Below are 23,261 nucleotides of genomic sequence, written 5' to 3' on the forward strand. Positions count from 1 at the left end.
GATGTTCGCGATGGCTCTGCGCAATGTCCGCTTCCAGCCGGGCCGGCTGGTCTCCACGCTGCTCGCCGCGTTCCTCGGCGCGGGCATCGTGATGGCCTTCGCCTCGATGTTCGACACCCGCAGCGGGCCGGGCGTCGACGAGACCAGCGGCACCTCGCTGGAGATCGCCGCGAACGTGGTCGGCGGCTACGGCACCCTTCTCGTGTTCTTCTCCGTCGCCTCGACCATGACCGTCAACGTCCGTCAGCGGGCGCCCGAGCTGGCGCTGCTGCGGTCCGCCGGTGCCACGCCGGGCCAGGTGCGGCGGATGGTGATCGGGGAGTCCGCCGTGGTGGCGCTGGTCGGGGCCGCGCTCGCGGTCGTGCCTGCCTGGTTCGGCGGACGTGCGCTGCTCGACGTGTTCAAGGACACCGACCAGGTCGCGGCCGACGTGGACTACGTCTTCGGGACCATGGCGCTGTCCATGGGGTTCGGCACCACGCTGGTCGCCGCGGTCGGCGGTGCCTTCCTGGCGGTACGACGGGCCACCCGCTCGGCGATCGGCCGGCCCGAGCAGCCCCGTACCCGGGGCAGGCTGGTGACCGCGGGCGTGCTGGCGGTCGTCGCGCTCGGACTGCTTGCGGCGACCGACACCCTGGAGTCGGACGACCCGCTGCTGATGGCCCCGGCGGGCTACGGCGCGATCCTGCTGTCGGTCGGTCTCGGCATGCTGGCGCCGACGCTGCTGCGGTTCCTGACCGCGCCGGCGCGCGGCACGCTGTCCGGGATGACCCTGCGGCAGGGCGCGGACCGGCAGTCGGGTGTGTTCCTGCCGCTGGTGTCGTTCGTCGGCATGGCGACCGGCACGCTGTACATCCAGACGGTCGCGTCGGACACCATGAAGGCGGCCGGGGTGTCGCAGACCGTGGACGACAAGAACATCGAGACCCTCAACCTGGTGGTCGTCGGCATCATCGTGGTGTTCGCCTGCGTGATGCTCATCAACGGCCTGTACGCGGCCACGTCCGAGCGGGTCCGGGAGTTCGGGCAGCTGCGGCTGGCCGGGGCGACCCCGCGGCAGGTGCTGGTGACGGTGTTCGCCGAAGGACTGGCGCTGACCGTGCTGGGCGTGGTCCTGGGCACGGGCGCGGCGGTCACCGGCATCCTCGCCTACAGCCGGGCCCGCACCGGGGATCTGGTGCCCGAGCTGAGCCCCGCCCTGTGGATCGTGATCGCCGCGATCGCGGTCGCGTCCACGCTGGTCACGACGCTGGGGACGGCCCGCCATGTGCTGCGGGTGCCCGCGGTGGAGGCGGCCTCGACCGGGGCATGAGCCAACACGGCACAAAGGGGTGGGGGGAAGGCGACCGTGCGCCTTCCCCCCACCCCCATCCGTGTGGGCGTCAGACCGCCGTGGCCAGGCCGCCGCGAGTGCGGGCCGCCAACGCCTCCAGCTCGGGGACGATGTCGGCGAGGCTCTGCGTGGCCAGCATCTCCTGCTGGACCTCGACGGCGTTGCGGCGGAACGACGGCTCCTGAAGCAGCCGCGCCACCATGTCCCGGACCCGCTCGGCGGTGGCGTCGGCGAGGTCGACGAACAGGCCGTAGCCGCGCTCCTGCTGGGCGATCGCGGAGGAGCGCTCGCTCCAGGTGGTGCCGGGGACGATGAGCTGCGGGACGCCGTTGACGACGGCGTTGCCGATGGTGGCGCCGCCACCCTGGTGGACGATCGCGGAGCAGGTCGACAGCACCTCGTTCATCGGCACGAACGCCTCGGCGCGTACGTTGCCGGGCAGCCGGTCCACCGCGGCGAGCTGGGCCTTGGACAGCGTGGCGATCACCTCGATGTCGAGGTCGCCGAGGCCGCCCAGCAGGTCGGTGACGGAGGCCTGTTCGTAGCCGTGCACCTGACGGTTGGAGACGCCGAGGGTGAGCATCACGCGCGGCCGCTCCAGCTCCTGGAACACCCAGTCGGGCACGGCGAGGGGCTTGTTGACCGGTTCGAAGCGTACGGGGATGTAGTTCACGTCGAGCGGGAAGCGCACACAGGCCGGCGAGGGGTCGATGGTCGCCATGCCGAAGCGCAGGTCCTCGTGGAACTCGGCGCCGTGCCGGCCCACCCACTCCCCCATCCAGTCGGCCAGCGGGTCGGGCCAGTCCTCGTCGGGGCGGCGCGCCTTGAGCTTCTCGTACTCGAAGTGCACCCGGGCGTTCTGGTCCTGGGCGTACAGCATGCGGACGTGGGCGGCGCCGACGACCTGGGCGACCATCGGCGCGGTGTACATCAGCGGGTCCCAGACGATCAGGTCGGGCCGCCAGTCGCGGGCGAAGCGCAGGGTCTCCGACAGCAGCCGGTCGCGGTTGAAGTACTGGACCATGCCGGTGGTGGAGCGGTACACGTCGGCGACGAAGTCGTCGGTCAGCTTCTCCGGCCGGGTCTCGGACAGCGGCGAGTAGCTGTCGGCGGTGCCGTTGCCGGGCTCGGCGTACTTGCGGTGCAGGGCGATGTCCATGTCGCCGCCCGCCCACTGGCAGTCGAGGCCGGTCTGCAGGAACGGGTCGATCTCCGAGGGGTTGCGCTGGCCGACGTAGCGCACCTCGTGGCCGGCGGCCCGCAGGGCCCAGCCGACGGGGGCCAGGCTGTAGATGTGGGTGCGGGTCGGGAACGACATCAGCATCACGCGCACGGAAGTCTCCACGGGGCCGGGGCGGGGTGATGCCCTTTTGTACCGCGCGGGGCGGGGGCTCAGGCGGCCCGTGGCGCAGGTTAGGGGTCCGGTCCGAGTGCACGGCCTGGGCCCGACTCGCCTACTCCACAAGGCACTTGGCGTCCTGTCGTGGCTAGGGGGTGCGACCCCTTAGGGGCTGGTGTGCCTGCTCGCCCGGCGGCTACACAGGAACGCGACCGGAAGCGAGGTGATGGGCATGTCCGTGGCTCCCCGCGCCAGAGCCAAGGGGTGGATTCCCTTCCATGGGTACCGCACGTGGTACCGCGAGACGGGGGCGCCGGACGCGCGACGGCCGACCGTGGTGGTCGTGCACGGCGGGCCCGGTGCCACGCACGACTATCTGCTCGGGCTGGCCGCGCTCGGCGAGGACGGCTGGCCGGTGGTGCACTACGACCAGCTCGGCAACGGCGCCTCGTCCCATCTGCCGGGCGAGGGGCCGGAGTTCTGGACCGTCGAGCTGTTCCTGGAGGAGCTCGACAATCTGCTGCGGCACCTCGGTGTCGCCGACAACTATGTGCTGTTCGGCCACTCGTGGGGCGGTGTCCTGGCCGCCCGCCACGCCGCGGACCGGCCGGCCGGGCTGCGTGGCCTGGTCGTCGCCAACTCCCCCGCCTCCTATGTGCTGTGGCGGCAGGAGATGGAGGTGCTCCGCGCCGCGCTGCCGCCCGAGGTGGACGCCGTGCTGCGCCGGCACGAGGCGGCGGGCACCACCGACTCCGCCGAATACGCCCAGGCGGTACGGGTGTTCAACGACCGGCATGTGTGCCGGGTGGACCCGTGGCCGAAGGAGTATCTGGCGACGACCATGGAGACGGCGAACGATCCGACCGTCTACCACACCATGAACGGCCCCAGCGAGTTCCATGTCGTCGGAACGCTCAAGGACTTCTCGCTCGAGGACCGGCTGGCGGACATCGCCGTGCCGACGCTGGTGATCTCCGGAGCCCATGACGAGGCCACCCCGGTCACGGTGCGGCCCTATGCGGACCTGATTCCCGATGTGCGCTGGGAAGTCTTCGAGAACTCCAGCCATATGCCCCACTTCGAGGAACCGGAGCGTTTCCGGGCGACGCTGGTCGAGTTCCTGAAAGGCCTCAGAGAGTGAATCGCATGCCCCATTCCGTGATGCCCCTTTCCGTACTGGATCCCGCCCCGCCCAGATTCCGGGCGATCGGTCCTCAGCAGATCGACGACGTGGCGGCACGCTACGGAATTCCCGCGGACGCGCTCGCATCGGTTCGGGCGGTGTCGCAGGTGCTTCCGTTCCGGGTCAACGAATACGTCCTTTCGGAACTCGTCGACTGGCACCGTATTCCCGACGACCCGATCTACCAACTGGTCTTCCCGCAGCGCGGCATGCTGGCCGCCGAGGACGAGTCGCTGCTGATCGACATGGCGCGGCGCGGTGTTCCCAGGCGCGAAGTCGCGGTGGAGGTGGCCCGGATCAGGGCGGGGCTCAACCCGCACCCTTCGGGCCAGAAGCAGCTGAACGTGCCGAGCGTGGACGGCGAGGAGCTGGCCGGGGTGCAGCACAAGTACCGCGAGACGGTGCTGTACTTCCCGCAGCAGGGCCAGACCTGTCACTCGTACTGCACCTACTGCTTCCGCTGGGCGCAGTTCATCGGGGACGCCGACCTGCGGTTCGCGGCGCCCGGGCCGGAGCGGCTGGTGGAGTATCTGAAGCTGCACCCGGCGGTGTCGGACGTGCTGGTCACCGGCGGCGACCCGATGATCATGACGACGGAGCGGCTGCGCGGGCATCTGGAGCCGCTGCTGGCCGTGGACACGGTACGGACCGTGCGGATCGGCACCAAGTCGGTGGCGTACTGGCCGCAGCGGTTCGTCACCGACCCGGACGCCGACGACGTACTGCGGCTGTTCGAGCAGGTGGTCGCCTCCGGCCGGAACCTCGCCGTGATGGCGCACTTCAGTCATCCGCGCGAGCTGGAGACCGCGCTCGCGCGCCGCGCGCTGGCCCGCATCCGGGCCACCGGGGCGCTGGTGTACTGCCAGGCCCCGCTGATCGCGCACGTCAACGACGACGCCCGCACCTGGGCGGACCTGTGGCGGGGCGAGCTGGGCGCGGGCGCGGTGCCGTACTACATGTTCGTGGAGCGGGACACCGGGCCGCGGCAGTACTTCGAGGTGCCGCTGGTCAGGGCGTACGACATCTTCCGGGCGGCGTACCAGAAGCTGCCGGGTCTGGCGCGCACGGTGCGCGGGCCTGTGATGTCCGCGACGCCGGGCAAGGTCGTCGTGGACGGTGTGGAGGAGACCTCCCGCGGGCGGTTCCTGCGGCTGCGGATGCTCCAGGCGCGGCGTCCTGAGCTGGTGGGCCGGCCGTTCCTGGCCCGCTGGTCGCGGACGGCGGCCTGGATGGACCAGTTGGAGCTGGACGAGAGCGTGCCGGCGGACATCGCGGCGGCGTTCGCGGGTCCGGCACGTGACGGGTTGTCGGGCGAGCGAGCGGGGGCCGGCCGTGTCTGAGCGTAAGGACTCCACCGGGGCCGCCGCCGGGTCGGGGCGCGGGTCGGGGCGCAGGGTCTCCCCGAATCTGGCGCTGGACGAGATGGTCGCGCGGCGGCAGGCCGCCGGGGAGAGAATCGTGCACCTCGGGTTCGGGGAGTCGCGGCTGCCGGTGTTCCCGCCGCTGGCGGAGCGGCTGGCGTCCGGGGCGGACCGCAACGCCTACGGGCCGGTGCCGGGCGACGACGGCGTACGGGCGGCGGTGGCGGGCTACTTCGCGCGCCGGAACCTGCCGACCGAGGCCGGGCAGGTGCTGCTCGCGCCCGGCAGCAAGGCCCTGCTGCTCGCGCTGCAACTGGTGCGGCCCGGCGATGTGCTGCTGGCCGGCCCCTGCTGGGTGACGTACGAGCCGCAGGCCAGGCTCGCGGGCAAGGAGGCGATCAGCGTTCCGGTGCCCGTCGAGTGCGGCGGTGTGCCCGACCCGGCGGCGCTGCGCGAGGCGGTGAAGGAGGCGCGCGGGCGCGGGGCCGACCCGCGGATCGTGGTGCTGACCTCGCCGGACAACCCGACCGGCACCCATGCGCCGCCGGCGCTGGTGCGGGAGCTGTGTGCCGTCGCCGAGGAGGAGGATCTGCTCCTGGTGTCGGACGAGATCTACCGCGACATCCTGCACGACCCGGACGCGGTGTATCTGAGCCCCGCCGAGGTCTGCCCGGACCGCACGATCGTGGTGACCGGCCTCAGCAAGAGCCTGGCCCTGGGCGGCTGGCGCATCGGCGCCGCCCGCTTCCCGGCCACGCCGGAGGGCGAGCGGCTGCGCGACGACGTGGCGTCGGTCGCCAGCGAGATCTGGTCGACGCTGGCCGGGCCGATGCAGGCGGTGGCCGAGTACGCGTTCTCCGAGCCCCCGGAGATCCGGGAGCGGCTGCGGGCGGACGCCCGGCTGCACGGGGTCGTCGCACGGGCGGTGTACGAGATCGTGACCGCGGCGGGCGCCGAGTGCCGGCCGCCCACCGGGGGGTTCTACGTCTACCCGGACTTCGAGCCGCTGCGCGGCGAGCTGGCCGCACTGGGCGTCACCGACGGGGCGTCGCTCCAGGAGCGCCTGCTGGACCGGCACGGCATCGCGGTCCTGGCCGGCGTGCACTTCGGCGACGACCCGAGGGCGCTGCGCTTCCGCGCCGCGACGAGCATGTTGTACGGCCGCACGCGCGAGGAGCAGCGTGCGGCGCAGAGCGCGGCCGAGCGGGGGGCCGATCCGCTGGCCCTGCCGCACATCCGGGACGCGCTGGCCGCGATCGAGCGGGGTTTCACACAGCTCACGGCACGGTGAGGCCGGGGGCCCGGCAGGGGCAACGCCCCTCGGCCGCCCGGCCCTCCGACCATCCGGCCGTACGAGCTCACGGTCGTGCTACCTCACGGCCGTACGAACTCACGGCCTTCTCAACCTCTGGCCTTCTGAAGGGGCACAGCCATGGATTCCGACTCCGCGATCGTCTTTCCGGGCATGGGTCCGCAGGACTTCCCCGCGGTGGGCAAGTTCCTGCTGATCGACCCGGTGGCCCGGGAGCTGGTCGAGCAGGCGTCCGACACGCTGGGCTACCCGCTGTTCGAGCGCTGGCGGGACAGCGCCGGCGACTACGCCGAGGAGGCCCAGGTCGCGTTCCTGGTCGCCTGTGTGGCGCTGGCCCGCTGGGCGGAGTCCCGGCTGGGCGCGGACCCGGGGCACTGTGTCGGGGCGAGCTTCGGCGGGAAGGCGGCGGCCGTGTACGCGGGCGCGCTCGGCTTCTCGGACGCCGTGGGGCTGACGGCGCAGCTCGCGCGCTATGAGCACCGGTACTTCACCGAGGAGCAGCCCGGGATCGTCACGCACTCCTTCGCGCGGCTGCCGCAGGAGGTGCTGAAGGAGATCCTGGCGGAGCTGGAGGCGCAGCGGGAGTGGCACGAGCTGTCCTGCCAGGTCGACCACGACTTCGCGATGGTGTCGCTGCGCGCCGAGCGGCTGGAGTGGTTCGAGGGCCGTATCCGGGCGGCCGGCGGGCTGCCGCTGTACACCATGGACCCGCCGATGCACGCCTCGGTGTTCCAGCCGCTGCGCGACCGTGTCGAGGCGGAGCTGTTCCCCGCCCTGACCTTCACCGACCCGGTGATCCCGGTGGTGGCCGACCAGGACGGCTCGGTGCGGACGACGGCCGACGGGGTGCGCACGATGCTGCTGGACGGGTTCGTGCGGGCCGTGCGCTGGCCCGAGGTGGTGGACGCGCTGCTCGGGGCGGGCGTACGGGACCTGTATGTGGCGGGCCCGGACCGGCTGTTCGGGCGGGTGCCGGTGACGACCCGCAGCTTCCGGGTGACGGGCGTCGACCCGAGGCTGGCCCTGCGGCCGCGGCAGCGCACGGTCATTCCCTGACGGGCGTACGAAAAAGAGGGCCGCGGTCGGTGCGACGACCGCGGCCCTCTTTTTCGTACGTCAGGACAGAGAGTCCAGCAGCGCTCGCCGGTCGACCTTGCCGTTGGCGTTGACCGGCAGGTCGTCGACGACGCGTATCTCCTGCGGGGTCATGTAGTCGGGCAGGTACTGCATGCAGAAGGCGCCCAGTTCCATCTCGTCGATGCCCTCCACGTCCCGGTCCAGGGCGACGAAGACCACGAGCACCGGGTCGGCGTCCGGCTTGGGCACGACCACGGCGCTGGCGGCGGCGACGCCCTCGAACTCGGCCACGCGCCGCTCCACCTCGCCGAGTTCGACGCGATTGCCGCGGATCTTGACCTGGGAGTCGGCCCGGCCGTCGAAGTAGAGCTCGCCGCCCTCGCCGCGGTGGGCGAGGTCGCCGGTGCGGAAGACGAGCTGGCCGGTCTCGGGGGCCAGCGGGTCGGGCACCAGGGCCTTGGCGGTGGCCTCGGGGTCGTTCCAGTAGCCGGTGAACAGGGCCGAGCTGCGCAGGTAGATCTGCCCGGTGACGCCGGGCTCGTCGATGGGGCTCAGATCGTCGTCGAGGAGCATCATCTCGGCGCCGGGGTGGGCGAACCCGATGGACAGCTGCCGCTGTTCGGCGGGCATCGGACGCGGTACGTCGGTGAAGGACGCGGCGATCGACTCGGTGCTGCCGAAGCAGTTGACGATGCGGGCGGCGGGCAGCAGCTCCTGTATGCGGCGCAGTTCATGGGCCGGGAACGGCTCGCCGGAGAAGAGGATGCCGCGGATCTGCTCGCCGAGCGCCCCGAGCCGTTCGGGCTCGTGGCGCAGTGCGCCGCGCCAGATGGAGGGCGCGCCGTTGACCTGGGTCGCCTCGGTCTCGGCGAGGAAGGTCAGGAACCGGCGCGGCCAGCGCAGCAGGGCGCGCGGCACGGGCACGACGGTGGCGCCACTGCCGAGCGCCAGGCCGATGTCGAGCAGGGAGAAGTCGAACTGGAGCGGCGCGGTGCTGGCGACCCGGCTCTCGGGCGACACGATGCCGTGCTGGAGCATGCCGCGCCAGAAGGCGAGGATGCCGCGGTGGCTCATCACCACGCCCTTGGGCGTGCCGGTGGTGCCGGAGGTGAACACCATGTAGGCGGGGTCGGTGGCGACGGACTCGCGGCGGTGCCGGCGGCGGGGCGCGGGGGCGCGTTCGACGGTCAGGCCGTCGGGGCCGAAGCGGCCGGTGCCGACGGTGTCGGGGATGCCGTCCCGGCGGCCGTCGGCGGCCTGGAGGTAGAGCGCGGGCCGCACACTGTCGATGATGGACAGCAGCCGCTGGGCGGGCGTCTCGGGGCTGACCGGCACGAACGGCAGGCCGAGCGAGGAGCAGGCGAGGAGCGCCGCGATCGCGGAGGCGGAGGTGTCCGACTCCAGGACGACCCGGTCCCCCATGTCCAGGCCCAGGTCGTCCAGGGTGGTCCGGTAGGCCTCGACGCGGCGCTCCAGCTGCCGGTAGGAGACGGCTCCGGCCTCGTTGCCGGAGAGTTCCACGACGGCCGCCTTCTCCGGGGTGAGCCGGGCGCCGGCCAGCAGGAACTCGTGCAGCCTCTCCGTCTGGTTGTGTGCGTACGCGAATACTTGCCGACTCATGCAGGCCTCACAGAAGGGCGGGAGAATCCACGAACGGGATCGGGAGGAACAACGGGGATCGGGAAGAACATAGCCGCGTTCCCACCCCTACTCGGCCCCCTAATTCCGGGTGCGTTCAGGCGCGTACGGCGGCGACGGCCTGCCACAGGGTGGCCGGGGTCGCGAAGGTCTCGGTGTTGAGGGCGTCGTCCCTGAGCTGGACGTCGTAGGCGCTCTCCACGGCCGACAGAAGCTCGACCATGCCCATGGAATCCAGGCCGAGGTCGCGCAGCGAGGCGTTCTCGTCCAGCGACTCGTCGGGGGCGAGATAGGGAAGGTGCTGACGCAGAAGCCCGGCGAAACGGTCGTCGATCATCGTCGCGGTCGCTTTCTCGTTGAGGGGATTAAGGGTTGTCTTCGCGGCACTGACGGCCGAAGGTCGGGGATTGACTGTACGTGGCGGTCGAAGATTTCTCGACGGAGAACACCCCCTATTCACAGCGGAGTTCGAGCATGGACAAATCGGCCGGGTACGGGCTGCACACACGGTTCCTGCGCGGGCTCGCGCTCGCCCCGGAAGGGGTCGCGGTGCGCACCGGCGAGGAGGCGCTGACCTATCGGGAGCTGCACGGGCGGGCGCTCGCCTGGGGCGGTGAGCTGGCGGCGGCCGGGGCACGCGCGGTGGGGGTGCTGGCGGGCAAGGGGCCGGTGGCGTATCCGGCGCTGCTCGCCGCGCTGTACGCGGGCGCGGCCGTCGTCCCGCTGCGCCCCGACTTCCCCGCGGCCCGGACCCGGCAGATCCTGCGGGCGTCCGGTGCGGGCGTGGTGATCGCCGACCGGGCGAGCCTGAAGGTGCTGGCCGACGTCCTCGACGGCACCGACGACATCGCGGTGCTGGTGCCCGACGCCGAGGACGGCGACGAGATCCCGGGCCGGCCGGTCCGGCCCGAGGCGGGCCGGGCGCTGACCGCGCCCGCCGAGGTCAAGCCGGGCGACACGGCGTATCTGCTGTTCACGTCGGGGTCGACGGGTGTGCCCAAGGGTGTGGTGCTCACGCACGGCGGCTTCGAGCACTACTTCCGCCTGGTGGACGAGCGCTACGGCCTGGGCCCCACCGATGTGGTGTCCCAGGCGTTCGACCTGAACTTCGACTGCGCGGTCTTCGACGTGTTCGCCGCGTGGGGCGCGGGCGCCACCTCGGTGCCGGTGCCCGCGCACGCCTACCGGGATCTGCCCGCGTTCATCGCCGGGCAGGGGTTGACGGTGTGGTTCTCCACGCCGAGCGTGATCGACCTGGTGCGGCGCACGGGCTCACTGGGCGCCGGCCGGATGCCCGCGCTGCGCTGGAGCCTGTTCGCCGGTGAGGCGCTCAAGACCCGCGACGCGGCCGACTGGCAGGCGGCGGCGCCCGGTTCGGCGCTGGAGAACCTGTACGGGCCGACGGAGCTGACCGTCACCATCACCGTCCACCGCTGGGCGGGCGAGCACTCCGAGGCCGCCTCCGTCAACGGCCTCGTCCCGATCGGCGCCGTACACCCGGGCCATCATCACCTGCTGCTCGGCGAGGACGGCGAACCGACCGCCGTGGAAGGCGAGTTGTGCGTGTCGGGCCCGCAGCTGGCGGCCGGATACGTGGACCCGCGCAACGAGACGGGCGCCTTCTTCGAGCGCGAGGGCCGACGCTACTACCGTACGGGCGACCGCGTCCGGCGGCTCGACGGCAAGGAGCTGATCTACCTCGGGCGGCGCGACGCCCAGGTGCAGGTGCAGGGCTGGCGGGTCGAACTCGCCGAGGTGGAGCACGCGCTCAGGGACTGCCGGGTCGCCGACGCGGTCGCGGTCGCAGTGACCGGGGCGAGCGGCACCGAGCTGTTCGCGTTCTACACCGGCGCCGAGGTGCCCACCGTGGAGCTGGTCCGCCGGCTGCGCGGTCTGCTGCCCGCGGCCGTGCTGCCCAAGCACTTCCACCGTCTGACCGAGTTCCCCCTCAACACCAACCGCAAGGTCGACCGGCTGCGGCTCGCCGCGCGCGCGGCCGAACTGCTCCAGGCCCGCTGAACGACACCACCCCTGGTGAGGAGAGACAGACTTTGAGTGTGCAGACGACCGTGAGGGACTATCCCTTCGACATGCACGAGACCGGCGTGTCCCCGCTCTACTTCAAGTTGCAGCAGGAGGAGCCGCTGAGCCGCGTCCAACTGCCGTACGGCGAACCGGCGTGGCTCGCGACCCGGCACGCGGACGTGAAGTTCGTGCTGACCGACGCCCGGTTCAGCCGGTCCATCGCCCAGGGCCTGGACCAGCCGCGGCTGCGCCGGCAGTCGACCGGCGACGGCATCATGGGCATGGACCCGCCGGACCACACCCGGCTGCGCCGGCTGGTCGGCAAGGCGTTCACCAGCCGCCGGATGAACCAGATGCGCGAGGGCGTGGAGACGCTCGCGCACCGCCTCATCGACGACATGCTCGCCAAGGGCCCGCAGGCCGACCTGGTGGAGGACTTCGCCCGGCTGCTGCCGGTGACCGTCATCTGCGACCTGCTCGGGGTGCCCTTCGAGGACCGGCACGTCTTCAGCACCTGGACCGAGGGCGTCACCGGCGAGGCCACGATGAAGGGCGACGTGCTGTTCGAGATCGGCGACGAACTCGACAAGTACATGGCCGACCTGGTGGCACAGCGCCGCCGTGAGCCCACCGACGACCTGCTCGGCGCGCTCGTCTTCGCCCGTGACCACGGCGACAAGCTCACCGACACCGAGCTGATCGCGCTGGCCGGGGCCGGGCTGCTCACCGGCGGCGTGGAGACGGTCGCGTCGGCGCTGCCGAGCTTCGTCCACACGCTGCTCACCCGCCCCGACCTGCTCCAGCAACTGCGCGAGCGGCCGGAGCTGATGCCGGGCGCCGTCGAGGAGCTGTTGCGCTACGTCCCCATCAACACCGCGGCGATGTTCGCCCGGTACGCGCTGGAGGACGTCATGATCGGGGACACCCTGGTGCGCACCGGCGACCCGGTGCTGCCCGCGCTGCACGCCGCGAACCGGGACCCGGAGGTCTTCGAGGACCCGGAGACGGTCGACTTCACCCGCTCCCCCAACCCGCATGTGACCTTCGGGCACGGGCCGCACCACTGCATCGGCGCCCAGCTGGCCCGCATGGAGCTCCAGGAGTCGCTGACGGCGCTGCTGTCCCGGCTGCCGGAGCTGCGGCTCGCCGAGGGCCCGGAGGGCGTGGAGTGGAAGTTCGGGGTGATCGTACGGGGGCCGTCGCGGCTGCCGATCGCCTGGTGAAGCAGGCCTCAGGAAAGGGCTGAGCCCCTCCACCCGCCGGGGTGGAGGGGCTCAGCCCTTCTGCCGTGCCGGTCAGCCAAGTTCGCCGTCGAGGATGTCGAACAGCTCGTCGGCGGTCGCGGAGGCGATCTCGTCGGGGTCGTCCTGCGCCTGCCCCGGCACCTTGGGCCCCGCCGACCGCTCGGCGAGGGCCCGCAGCCGGGCCAGGATCCGCTCCTGCTCCTCGCCGCCCGCGCTGCTCAGCGCCTCCTCGATGGAGGCGAACTCGGCCTCCAGCGGGGAGAGTTCGGCGAGGTCGCCGATCAGCTCCTCGTACAGCAGGTCCGCGATCGCCTTCGGCGTCGGGTAGTCGAAGATCAGCGTCGCCGGCAGCCGCACCTCGGCCCGTTCGGCCAGCAGGTTGCGCAGTTCGAGCGCGGCCAGCGAGTCGACGCCCAGCTCCGAGAAGCCACGGGTCGGCTCCACGGAGTGCGGGCCGTCGTGCCCGAGGACCGTCGCCACCTGCGTGCGCACGAAGTCGAGCAGATAGGGCGCCCGCTCCTGCGCCCGCATGACCTGCAAGCGCTCCTCCAGCGACACCTCGACGGGCGCCGCGGCGGCGGCCTGTGCGGCCCGGCGCACCGGCCTGCGCACCAGGGCCCGCAGCATCGCCGGCACCGGCCGGTCGGCCCGCGCCACGGCGTCCGTGTCCAGCCACATCGGCAGCACCACGGCCGCGTCCAGTCCGGAGGCCGTGTCGAACAGCTCCAGCGCCTCCCCGGTCGGCAGGGCCCGCAGTCCGGCCCGGTTCATCCGCTCCAGGTCGGCCTGACTCAACTCGCCCGCCATGCCGCTGCGTTCCTCCCACAGTCCCCAGGCCAGCGAGCAGGCCGGGAGCCCGAGGGCGCGGCGGTGTTCGGCGAGGGCGTCCAGGAACCCGTTGGCGGCGGCATAGTTGGCCTGCCCGGCCCCGTCGAGGGTGCCGGCGGCGGAGGAGTACAGCACGAACATCGAGACGTCACCGGCCAGTTCGTGCAGATGCCAGGCCGCGTCCGCCTTCGGCCGCAGCACGTTCCGCAGCCGCTCGGGGGTCTGCGAGGCGAGCAGGCCGTCCTCGACGACACCCGCCGTGTGCACGATGCCGGTCACCGGGTGGTCGGCGAGCAACTGGGCCACCGACTCCCGGTCGCCGACGTCGCACGCGACGACGGTGACCTGGGCGCCGCGCGCGGTCAGCTCCCCGGTCAGCCGCTCCACCCCGGGCGCGGCGGGCCCGCGCCTGCTGGCGAGGATCAGCTCGCGGACGCCGTACCGGTCCACCAGGTGCCGGGCGACGGCCGCGCCGAGCCCGCCGGTGCCGCCGGTGACCAGCACGGTGTCGCCGGGGTCCAGCTCCTGCCGGGTGCCGGTGGCCGGGAGCAGCCGCGGGACGTGCAGTTCCCCGTCGCGTACGGCGACCTCGGGCTCGTCGGCGGCGAGGGCGGCGGGCAGCAGCCCCGCGGAGTCGTCGGCCGTACGGACGAGGGTGATGCGGCCGGGGTGCTCGGCCTGGGCGGCGCGGACCAGTCCGGCCAGCGCACCGTCGACCAGGTCCGGTCCGCGCAGGACGACGGCCAGGCCGACCGCGGCGCACCGGGTGTCGGCGAGCCAGCCGGTGAGGAAGGCGAGGGTCTCCTCGGTCGCCGTGTGCAGGGCGGCGACCGGGTCCTTCGTCCTGTCGGACCCGGCCGGTGCGTAGAGCACCGCGTCCGGCAGCGGGTCGCCCGAGGCGAACAGCGCCTCCCGGTCCGAGTAGGCCGGGGCGTTCGACGGGGCGGCGCCACCCAGGTCGCCGACGACCGCAAGGGTGCCGGGCTCCGGCCGTTGTCCGCCCCGCAGCGGCGACCACTCGACGGTGTACAGCTTGTCGTGGGTGCCCGGTCCGCCCAGCGCGTCCAGATCGAGGCCGGGCACGGAACGCACCAGCAGCGAGTCGACGGTGAGGACCGGTGTGCCGGCCGGGTCGGTGGCGGCGATGGCGTAGCCGCCCTCGTCCGCCGGGGTGAGCCGCACCCGCAGCCGGGTCGCCCCGGTCGCGTGCAGGGTGACACCCCGCCAGGCGAACGGCATCGTCACGTCGTCGCCGTCGGCGAACAGCTCACCGCCGTGCAGCACGGCGTCCAGCAGCGCCGGGTGGATGCCGTAGCCGTCCTCGGCCGCCTCCTCGGGCAGCTCGACCTCCGCGAGCACGTCCCGGCCGTGCCGCCACAGGGCACGCAGACCGCTGAACAGCTCGCCGTACTCGAAGCCCTGCGCGGCCAGCGCCTCGTACGCCGTGTCGACGTCCAGCGCCTCGGCGTCCGCCGGCGGCCAGACGGCCTCCGCGGAGGCGGCGGCCTCGGTCTGCTCGGCCAGATAACCGCTCGCGTGCCGGGTCCACTCCCGGCTTCCCGCACCCCGCGCGTGTACGGCGACCGCACGGCGCCCCGTCACGTCCAGCGTGCCGACGACGACCTGGAGCCGGGTGGGCTCCCGCTCGGCCAGGATCAGCGGCTCCTCCAGCGTCAGCTCGTCGACGCGCGGGCAGCCCACCTCGTCCCCGGCCCGGATCACCAGCTCCACGAACGCCGCGCCCGGCAGGATCGCCGTACCCGCCATGCGGTGCTCGCCCAGCCAGGGCTGGCTCCGCAGCGACAGCTCCCCGGTGAGGGTGACGGCGTCACTGTCCGGCGAGGGCACGACCGCGGTGAGGACGGAGTGACCGGTGGCGTCCTGCCCGCCCTGGGCGACCGGGGCCGGCTCCAGCCAGTAGCGCCGGTGCTCGAAGGGGTACGTCGGCAGATCCACCCACTCGCCTGCCGGCACGACGGCCGACCAGTCGACCGGGACACCTCGGGTCCAGGCCTGGCCGACGCCCTTGAGCACAGAGGTGACTTCGTCGCGCTCGCGCCGCATCAGCGGTACGAAGGTGACGTCCTCGCCGGTGACCGAGGCCGGGCCCATCGGGGTGAGGACCGCGTCCGGGCCGACCTCCACGAAGGTGGTCACGCCCTCGGCCGACATCCGCCGGACCGTGTCCGCGAAACGGACCGCGTCACGCACGTGGTTGACCCAGAAGTCGACCGTGCACGGGTCGCCCGCGGTGAACAACTCCAGCTCCGGCGCGCGCAGTTCCAGGGCAGAGACCACCTGCCGGAACTCCTCCAGCATCGGCTCCATCGACGCCGAGTGGAACGCGTGGGAGACCCGCAGGCGGGACGTCTTACGGTCCTTGAAGTGCTCCGCGACCGCGAGCACCGACTCCTCGACACCTGAAATCACCACCGAGCCGGGCGCGTTGACGGCCGCCAGCGAGACGCCGTCCACGAGCAGAGGCAGGACCTCCTCCTCCGAGGCCTGGACCGCCACCATCGCCCCGCCCTCCGGCAGGGCCTCCATCAACCGGCCCCGTGCGCTCACCAGGGCAGCGGCGTCCTTCAGCGACAGCACCCCGGCGACATGCGCGGCGGCGATCTCGCCGACCGAGTGGCCGCCGACCGCGTCCGGGCGTACGCCCCAGGACTCCAGCAAGCGGAAGAGAGCGACCTCGACGGCGAACAGCGCGGGCTGGGTGTTGCCCGTCCGGTTCAGGGAGTCGCCCTCCCACATGGCCGGCCGGATGTCACCGTCGAGCGCGTCCAGCACCTCGTCGAGTGCGGCGGCGAAGGCCGGGAAGGCCTCGTACAGCGCACGCCCCATCCCGGCCCATTGCGAGCCCTGGCCCGAGAAGACGTATCCGAGGCGGCCCTCGCGCAGGGCCGTGCGGCCCGGCTCCAGACGCTCCAGGCCCGTGCGGAGTTCGTCGGCCGTAGCGCCGAGGATCACCGCGCGGTGCTCCAGGGCGGTGCCGGTGGCGGCGAGGGTGTGGGAGAGGTCGTGGGGTGTGAACAGGTCGAGGGCGGCGGCCAGTTGACGTGCGCGGGCGGTCAGCGCGGTGCCGGTCTTCGCGGAGAGGACCAGCGGCAGCACGGCCGGCGGCGCCGCGACGGCGGGCCGGGGCTCGGGCTCCGGGGCCTGTTCCAGGATGACGTGGGCGTTGGTGCCGCTGATGCCGAAGGAGGAGACGCCGGTCCGCCAGGGCCGGTCCACGGCCGGCAACGGGCGCTGGTCGGTGAGGAGTTCGACGGCGCCCTCGGTCCAGTCGACGTGCGGGGACGGCTCGTCCACGTGCAGGGTCCTGGGCAGGACGCCGTGCCGCATGGCCTGGACCATCTTGATGACGCCGGCGACCCCTGCGGCGGCCTGGGTGTGGCCGATGTTGGACTTGATCGAGCCGAGCAGCAGAGGCTCCGAGCGGTCCTGGCCGTAGGTGGCGAGGACCGCCTGGGCCTCGATGGGGTCGCCGAGCCGGGTGCCGGTGCCGTGCGCCTCGACGGCGTCGACGTCCGCGACCCCGAGGCCCGCGTCGGCCAGGGCGGCGCGGATCACGCGCTGCTGGGAGGGGCCGTTGGGGGCGGTGATGCCGTTGGAGGCGCCGTCCTGGTTGACGGCCGAGCCGCGGACCACGGCCAGCACGCGGTGGCCGTTGCGGCGGGCGTCCGAGAGCCGCTCCAGCAGGAGCAGTCCGGCGCCCTCGCCCCAGCCCGTGCCGTCGGCGGCGGCCGCGAAGGACTTGCAGCGGCCGTCGGGGGCGAGGCCGCGCTGGCGGCTGAAGTCGATGAACAGCTCCGGCGTCGCCATGACCGTGACACCGCCCGCGAGGGCGAGGGAGCACTCGCCGCGGCGCAGCGCCTGCATCGCCCAGTGCAGCGCGACCAGCGAGGACGAGCAGGCCGTGTCGACGGTGACGGCCGGGCCTTCGAGGCCGTAGGTGTAGGAGATACGGCCGGAGACGAGGCTGCCCTCGCTGCTGGAGCCGGTGTAGTCGTGGTACATCAGGCCGGCGAAGACGCCGGTGTCGCTGCCGCGCAGGGTCTCGGGGTCGAGGCCGGCGCGTTCGAAGACCTCCCAGGACAGTTCGAGCAGCATGCGCTGCTGGGGGTCCATGGTGAGGGCCTCGCGCGGGGAGATGCCGAAGAAGGCCGGGTCGAATCCGGCGACGTCGTCGAGGAAACTGCCGTCGCGGACGTACGACTTGCCCTCGGCGCCGGGCTCGGGGTCGTAGACGCCGTCGACGTCCCAGCCACGGTCGCGCGGGAACCCGGCGACGGTGTCGACGCCGTCGGCGACCAGCCGCCACAGCTCCTCCGGGGAGGTGACCCCGCCGGGGTAGCGGCAGCTCATGCCGACGATGACGACGGGGTCGTCCTCGGTGTCCGTCCCGGGGCGGGCCGTGACGGCCGGGGCGGGTGCCGCGGACGCCGTCAGCCGTTCGAGCAGCAGGGCGGCGAGGGCGTTCGGCGTGGGGTGGTCGAAGACCAGGGTGGTGGGCAGGCGCAGTCCGGTGGCGCGGGAGAGGCGGTTGCGCAGCTCGACGGCGGCCAGCGAGTCGAAGCCCAGCTCGCGCAGCGGGCGGTGGGCGGTGAGGGCGTCGGTGTCGGGGTGGCCGAGCACGTTCGCGATGTGGCCGCGCACCAGGTCGAGCAGGAACGGGGTCCGCTGGGCCTCGGCGAGTTCCGCGAGCCGTGCGGCGACGCCCGACAGGTCGGCGGCGGGTGCCGCGGCGTCGGCGGCCGTACGGCGGACCGGTGCGGGGACCAGGCCGCGCAGCACCAGGGGCAGTCCGCTGCCCCGGGCGCGCAGGGCCGCCGGGTCGAGCCGTACGGGGTACAGCAGGGTTGCGTCGGTGCGCAGGGCCGCGTCGAACAGGGCCAGCCCGTCGGCGTCGCCGAGCCCCTTGTCGCCGGACTCGGCGAGGCGGGCCAGGTCGGCTTCGCCGAGGTGCCCGGTCAGGCCGCTGCGCTGGGACCAGAAGCCCCAGGCCAGGGCGTGTGCGGGCAGGCCGCTCGCGCGGCGGTGGGCGGCGAGGGCGTCGAGGTAGGCGTTGGCGGCGGCGTAGTTGCCCTGGGCGGGGCCGTCGACCGTGCCGGCGAGGGAGGAGTAGAGGACGAAGTGGGTGAGGTCGAGGTGCGCGGTGAGCCGGTGCAGATGCCAGGCGGCGTCGGCCTTGGCGCGCAGCACGGTGTCGAGCCGCTCGGGGGTGAGGGAGGGGATCGTGCCGTCGTCGAGGACTCCGGCGGTGTGCACCACGGCGGTCAGCGGGTGGGCGGCGTCGATGGCGTCGAGGACTGCCGCGAGTGCGGCCGGGTCGGCGGCGTCGCAGGCCCGGACGGTCACCTCGGCGCCGAGCGCGGCGAGTTCGGCGGTCAGCTCGGCCGCTCCGGGCGCGTCGGCGCCGCGCCTGCTGGTGAGCAGCAGATGCCGTACGTCGTGCTCGGTGACCAGGTGCCGGGCGAGCAGGGCGCCGAGGGTGCCGGTGCCGCCGGTGACGAGGACGGTGCCCTCGGGGTCGAACGGGGTGCCGGTCTCCTCGGTGCTCGGGGCGGGCGCGAGGCGCGGGACGTGGACGCGGCCCTCACGGACGGCGAGCTGCGTCTCGCCCGCGGCGACGGCCGCGCGCAGGGTGTCGGCCGGGAGCGGCCCGTGGTCGAGGTCCAGCAGTACGAAGCAGCCGGGCTCCTCGGCCTGCGCGGAGCGCAGCAGACCCCACACCGCGGCGGCCGGCAGGTCGGTGACGTCCTCCCCGGCGGCGGACACGGCACCCCGTGTGACGACGACGAGCCGGGTGTCGGCGAACCGCGGTTCGGCGAGCCGCCGTTGGGCGTCGGCCAGCGCGGCCGCGGTCACCCGGTGGATCTCGGTGACATGCTCCTCACCGGGGCCGGAGGCGACGCACAGATACACCGTCTCTGGTACGGCGGTGTCCTGGACGGGCGTCGCGCCGAGCGTGTCGGCGAGGCCGAACAGGTCGTCCCCGAGGACGGCCGACTGCGTGGCGGGGGCGGGGTCGAGGCCGGTCAGGGGCCGCCAGTCCATGCGGTAGAGGGAGCCCTGTCCGGCCGCCGCCAGACGCATGGGCCGGATCTGGAGCGCGCCGACCGAGGCGACGGGCGCCCCGGTGGGGTCGGCCAGGTCCAGCGCGACGGCCTGGTCCCCGGCGCGGGTGATCCGTACCCGTACGGCCGCCGCGCCCTGGGCGTGCAGCGTGACGTCGTTCCAGGCGAAGGGCAGCGCCACCTCGCCCTGCGGGGCGGGCTCCAGCAGCGCGGCGACGTCCACCGCCTGCACGACCGCGTCCAGCAGGGCGGGGTGCAGCCCGAACGGGCCCGCCTCGGTGCCGTCCGGCAGGGTCACCTCGGCGAAGACCTGCTCGCCCTGCCGCCAGACCGCGCGCAGGCCCTGGAAGGCGGGGCCGTACTCGTAGCCCTGGGCGGCCAGTTCGGCGTAGGCGCCGTCCAGGGTGACCGGCTGCGCGGCGGGCGGCCAGGCGGCGAGGTCGAAGCCGGGCGCCGGGGCGGCGGGCGCGAGCCGGCCGACGGCGTGCTCGGTCCACGGGGTGCCGGGCAGGGCGCCTTCGGGGCGGGAGTGGACCGTGCAGGTACGGCGGCCCTCGGCGTCGGCGTCCTCCACGACGACCTGTACGACGGTGGCGGTGTCGTCGGCGAGCACCAGCGGCCGCAGCAGGGTGAGTTCCTCGACGGTGCCCGCGCCTGCCTCGTCGGCGGCGCGGACGGCGAGTTCGACGAATCCGGTCCCGGGGAACAGCACCGTCCCGGCCACCCGGTGGTCGGCGAGCCACGGCTGGGTGCACGGGTCGAGCCGGCCGGTGAGCGCCACGGTGCCGCCGCCCGCGAGGGGGACGGCCGCGCCGAGCAGTGGGTGCCCGGTGGCGACCAGTCCGGCGGAGGAGACGTCGGCGGCGGCCGTGCCGGAGGTGTGCTCCAGCCAGTAGTTGCGGCGCTGGAAGGGGTAGGTCGGCAGCTCGACCCGGCGGGCGTCCTCGGGGAAGGCGGAGGAGAAGTCGACGTCGAAGCCGTACGCGAACAGCTCGCCGGCCGACGTCAGGAACCGGTCCAGGCCGCCCTCGCCGCGGCGCAGGGTGCCGACGACCGCGCCCTGGCGGCCGAGGACGTCGAGGTTGTCCTGGATGCCCATGACGACGACAGGGTGCGCGCTGACCTCGACGAAGGCGCCGTAGCCCTGCTCGGCCAGAGTGGTCACCGCGTCGGCGAAGCGGACCTGGCGGCGCAGGTTGCGGTACCAGTAGGCGGCCTCCATGGCCGTGGTGTCCTGCCACTCCCCCGTCACCGTGGAGAAGAACGGCACGCGGGAGGCGCGCGGCCGGATCGGTGCCAGGACCCGCAGCAGCTCCTGCTCGATCTGCTCGACCTGCGGCGAGTGCGAGGCGTAGTCCACGGCGACCCGGCGTACGCGGACGTCCTCGGCCTCCAACTCGGCCTGGAGCGCGTCCAGTCCGGCCGGGTCACCGGCGACCACGACGGCCTTCGGGCCGTTCACGGCGGCCACCGACACGCCGTCCGGCAGGCGCGGCTCGACCGCCTCGACGGGCAGCGCGACCGACATCATGCCGCCCGCGCCCGCCAGCGACCGGGCGATCACCTGCGACCGCAGCGCGACGATCCACGCGCCGTCCTCCAGGGACAGGGCCCCGCTGACGACGGCCGCGGCGATCTCGCCCTGCGAGTGGCCGATCACCGCGTCGGGCTTGACGCCGTACGACTCCCACAGCGCGGCCAGCGACACCATCACCGCGAAGGACGCGGGCTGGACCACGTCCACCCGGTCCAGGGCCGAGCCGTCCGGGTCCCGCAGCACGTCCCACAGGGACCAGTCGGTGAGCGGCTCCAGGGCGTCGGCGCACTCGGCGAGGCGCTTGGCGAACACCTTGCTGTCCCGGGCGAGCCGGGCGCCCATGCCGATCCACTGGGTTCCCTGGCCGGGGAAGACGAAGACCTTCTTCTCGCCGGGGACGGGCTCGGTGGGCGGCTCGGTCAACTCCTGCAATCCTGCGAGCAGTTCGGCGCGGTCGCGGCCGACCACGACCGCGCGGCGGCCGAAGACGGCATGCCCGGTCACGAGCGAATGGCCCACATCGACCAATGAGTCAGCGGATTGCAGGTGCTCGCGCACCCGGAAGGCCAGCGCGGTCAGCGCCGCGTCGGTCTTCGCGGACAGCACGAGCGGCACAGGGGTGTCGTCGGTCTCCGCCGTACCGGCGGGCTCCACGTCGCCCTCCTCCAGGATGACGTGCGCGTTCGTGCCGCTGACGCCGAAGGAGGAGATGCCGGCCAGCCGGGGGCGGTCCTCGGTGCGGTCCCAGGGCAGGGCCTCGGTGAGGAGTTCGACGGCGCCCGTGGACCAGTCGACCTGCGGGGAGGGCGCGTCCACGTGGAGGGTCTTCGGCAGGATGCCGTGCCGCATGGCCAGCACCGTCTTCATGACGCCCGCGACACCGGCGGCGGCCATGGTGTGCCCGATGTTCGACTTCAACGACCCCAGTCTGAGCGGCACTTCGCGGTCGCCGCCGTACTCGGCGAGCAGGGCGCGGGCCTCGATGGGGTCGCCGAGGGTGGTGCCGGTGCCGTGCGCCTCGACGGCGTCCACGTCGGCGGGGGTGACACCGGCGTCGGCGAGGGCCTCGCGGATGACCTGGCGCTGGGCGGTGCCGTTGGGGGCGGTCAGGCCGTTGGAGGCGCCGTCCTGGTTGATGGCGGAGCCGCGGACGACGGCGAGGACGCGGTGGCCGTTGCGGCGGGCGTCGGAGAGGCGTTCCAGGACGAGGACGCCGACACCCTCGGAGAAACCGGTGCCGTCGGCGCCCGCGGCGAACGCCTTGCACTTGCCGTCGGGGGCGAGGGCCCGCTGCCGGCTATATGCGGTGAAGGTGCCGGGGGCGCCGAGGACGGCGGCGCCGCCCGTCAGGGCGAGGGAGCACTCGCCGGAGCGCAGCGAGCGCAGGGCGAGGTGCAGGGCGACGAGGGAGGACGAGCAGGCCGTGTCGACGCTGAGGGCCGGGCCCTGGAGGCCGTAGACGTAGGAGAGCCGGCCGGCCAGGACGCTGAGCGCGTTGCCGGTGACGAGGTAGCCGTCGGCGCCCTCGGGGGCCTCGTGCAGCCGGGGCCCGTACTCCTGCTGCTCGGCGCCGATGAACACGCCGGTGTCGCTGCCGCGCAGGGCGGTGGCGTCGATCCCGGCGCGTTCGAAGGCCTCCCATGACGTCTCGAGGAGGAGCCGCTGCTGCGGGTCCATGGCCTGGGCCTCGCGCGGGGAGATGCCGAAGAAGTCGGCGTCGAAGGCGGGCGCGTCGGCGATGAAACCGGCCTCGTGGGCGTACGTCGTGCCGGGCCTGGCCGGGTCCGGGTCGAAGAGGCGGGTGAGGTCCCAGCCGCGGTCGGTGGGGAAGGGCTGGATGACGTGCTGTTCGCCGCTGACCAGCCGCCACAGGTCGTCCGGGGTGCTGACTCCGCCGGGGAAGCGGCAGCCCATGCCGACGATCGCGACGGGTTCGCCGTCGTCGGCCGGGCGGCGGGCGGCGCGGTCCGGCTCGGCGGGCGCGCCGAGGATCTCGCCGGCGAGGTGGCGGGTCAGGGCGTTCGGCGTGGGGTGCTCGAACACGAGGGAGGCGGGCAGCTCCCGGCCGAGGGCGGCCGAGAGGGCCTGGACGAGGCCGACGACGGCCAGCGAGTCGAACCCGAGGTCGCGAAAGGCGCGGTCGCCGTCCAGGGCCGCCTCGGTGGTGCCGGGGTTCGCCTTGCGCAGGGCGGTGAGCGTGTGCTCGCGCACCAGTCGGCGCAAGCCGTCGAGCGCGTCGGCCCCGTTGAGCGCTTCGGCCTCGTTCATCAGCGCGTTCCATTCTCCGGTGTTCGGTTCCAG

The 23,261-nt window shown here is 73.4% G+C and carries 10 protein-coding genes and 1 pseudogene; 7 read left to right on the forward strand and 4 right to left on the reverse strand.

Annotation, left to right across the window (positions count from 1 at the left end):
• Nucleotide 1 precedes the first annotated feature (1 nt).
• Nucleotides 2–1,312 carry an ABC transporter permease gene (locus ACIQ6Y_RS05440; RefSeq protein ID WP_404033226.1) on the forward strand — a complete coding sequence of 437 codons (1,311 nt, stop codon included), beginning with the start codon at nucleotides 2–4 and terminating at the stop codon, nucleotides 1,310–1,312.
• 70 nt (nucleotides 1,313–1,382) lie between these two features.
• Here ACIQ6Y_RS05440 and ACIQ6Y_RS05445 read toward each other — a convergent pair whose 3' ends face one another.
• Nucleotides 1,383–2,657: a nucleotide disphospho-sugar-binding domain-containing protein gene (locus tag ACIQ6Y_RS05445; protein WP_404033719.1), complete on the reverse strand. Its 1,275-nt coding sequence runs from the start codon at nucleotides 2,655–2,657 to the stop codon at nucleotides 1,383–1,385.
• 247 nt (nucleotides 2,658–2,904) lie between these two features.
• On the opposite strand from ACIQ6Y_RS05445, the gene ACIQ6Y_RS05450 reads away from it, so the two are divergent.
• The 4 genes from ACIQ6Y_RS05450 (at nucleotide 2,905) to ACIQ6Y_RS05465 (ending at nucleotide 7,584) form a co-directional block, all read left to right on the forward strand.
• Nucleotides 2,905–3,813 (forward strand): proline iminopeptidase-family hydrolase, encoded by a 909-nt coding sequence (locus ACIQ6Y_RS05450; protein ID WP_404033229.1) that lies wholly within the window; start codon nucleotides 2,905–2,907, stop codon nucleotides 3,811–3,813.
• A gap of 20 nt (nucleotides 3,814–3,833) precedes the next feature.
• Entirely contained in the window at nucleotides 3,834–5,195 is a 1,362-nt protein-coding gene (locus tag ACIQ6Y_RS05455; protein ID WP_404033721.1) for a KamA family radical SAM protein, read from the forward strand.
• Between the two features lie 82 nt (nucleotides 5,196–5,277).
• Nucleotides 5,278–6,507 (forward strand): pyridoxal phosphate-dependent aminotransferase, encoded by a 1,230-nt coding sequence (locus ACIQ6Y_RS05460; protein ID WP_404033723.1) that lies wholly within the window; start codon nucleotides 5,278–5,280, stop codon nucleotides 6,505–6,507.
• A gap of 141 nt (nucleotides 6,508–6,648) precedes the next feature.
• Nucleotides 6,649–7,584, forward strand: a complete 936-nt coding sequence (locus ACIQ6Y_RS05465; RefSeq protein WP_404033232.1) for an ACP S-malonyltransferase — start codon at nucleotides 6,649–6,651, stop codon at nucleotides 7,582–7,584.
• A 60-nt stretch (nucleotides 7,585–7,644) separates the two neighbouring features.
• On the opposite strand, the gene ACIQ6Y_RS05470 is transcribed toward ACIQ6Y_RS05465, so the two are convergent.
• Complete coding sequence (locus tag ACIQ6Y_RS05470) at nucleotides 7,645–9,225, reverse strand: AMP-binding protein (protein WP_404033235.1); 1,581 nt, start codon at nucleotides 9,223–9,225, stop codon at nucleotides 7,645–7,647.
• Between the two features lie 115 nt (nucleotides 9,226–9,340).
• A complete protein-coding gene (locus tag ACIQ6Y_RS05475) occupies nucleotides 9,341–9,580 on the reverse strand; it encodes an acyl carrier protein (RefSeq protein WP_404033238.1) in 240 nt (79 codons plus the stop codon).
• A gap of 137 nt (nucleotides 9,581–9,717) precedes the next feature.
• On the opposite strand from ACIQ6Y_RS05475, the gene ACIQ6Y_RS05480 reads away from it, so the two are divergent.
• Together ACIQ6Y_RS05480 and ACIQ6Y_RS05485 are read left to right on the forward strand one after the other, a co-directional pair.
• A complete protein-coding gene (locus ACIQ6Y_RS05480) occupies nucleotides 9,718–11,262 on the forward strand; it encodes an AMP-binding protein (RefSeq protein WP_404033241.1) in 1,545 nt (514 codons plus the stop codon).
• 32 nt (nucleotides 11,263–11,294) lie between these two features.
• Nucleotides 11,295–12,491, forward strand: a complete 1,197-nt coding sequence (locus ACIQ6Y_RS05485; RefSeq protein WP_404033244.1) for a cytochrome P450 — start codon at nucleotides 11,295–11,297, stop codon at nucleotides 12,489–12,491.
• A gap of 72 nt (nucleotides 12,492–12,563) precedes the next feature.
• On the opposite strand, the pseudogene ACIQ6Y_RS05490 reads toward ACIQ6Y_RS05485, so the two are convergent.
• Nucleotides 12,564–23,114, reverse strand: a pseudogene (locus tag ACIQ6Y_RS05490) (SDR family NAD(P)-dependent oxidoreductase); the annotation flags it as partial.
• Between the last annotated feature and the right edge of the window lie 147 nt (nucleotides 23,115–23,261).

It is taken from the genome of Streptomyces sp. NPDC096205 (assembly GCF_044763135.1).
Lineage (GTDB): Bacteria > Actinomycetota > Actinomycetes > Streptomycetales > Streptomycetaceae > Streptomyces.

Coding starts and splice junctions, on each gene's coding strand:
- ACIQ6Y_RS05480 (WP_404033241.1), top strand. CDS start 9,718: ATGGACAAATCGGCCGGGTACGGGCTGCACACACGGTTCCTGCGCGGG.
- ACIQ6Y_RS05445 (WP_404033719.1), bottom strand. CDS start 2,657: ATGCTGATGTCGTTCCCGACCCGCACCCACATCTACAGCCTGGCCCCC.
- ACIQ6Y_RS05470 (WP_404033235.1), bottom strand. CDS start 9,225: ATGAGTCGGCAAGTATTCGCGTACGCACACAACCAGACGGAGAGGCTG.
- ACIQ6Y_RS05475 (WP_404033238.1), bottom strand. CDS start 9,580: ATGATCGACGACCGTTTCGCCGGGCTTCTGCGTCAGCACCTTCCCTAT.
- ACIQ6Y_RS05440 (WP_404033226.1), top strand. CDS start 2: ATGTTCGCGATGGCTCTGCGCAATGTCCGCTTCCAGCCGGGCCGGCTG.
- ACIQ6Y_RS05465 (WP_404033232.1), top strand. CDS start 6,649: ATGGATTCCGACTCCGCGATCGTCTTTCCGGGCATGGGTCCGCAGGAC.
- ACIQ6Y_RS05455 (WP_404033721.1), top strand. CDS start 3,834: ATGCCCCTTTCCGTACTGGATCCCGCCCCGCCCAGATTCCGGGCGATC.
- ACIQ6Y_RS05450 (WP_404033229.1), top strand. CDS start 2,905: ATGTCCGTGGCTCCCCGCGCCAGAGCCAAGGGGTGGATTCCCTTCCAT.
- ACIQ6Y_RS05460 (WP_404033723.1), top strand. CDS start 5,278: ATGGTCGCGCGGCGGCAGGCCGCCGGGGAGAGAATCGTGCACCTCGGG.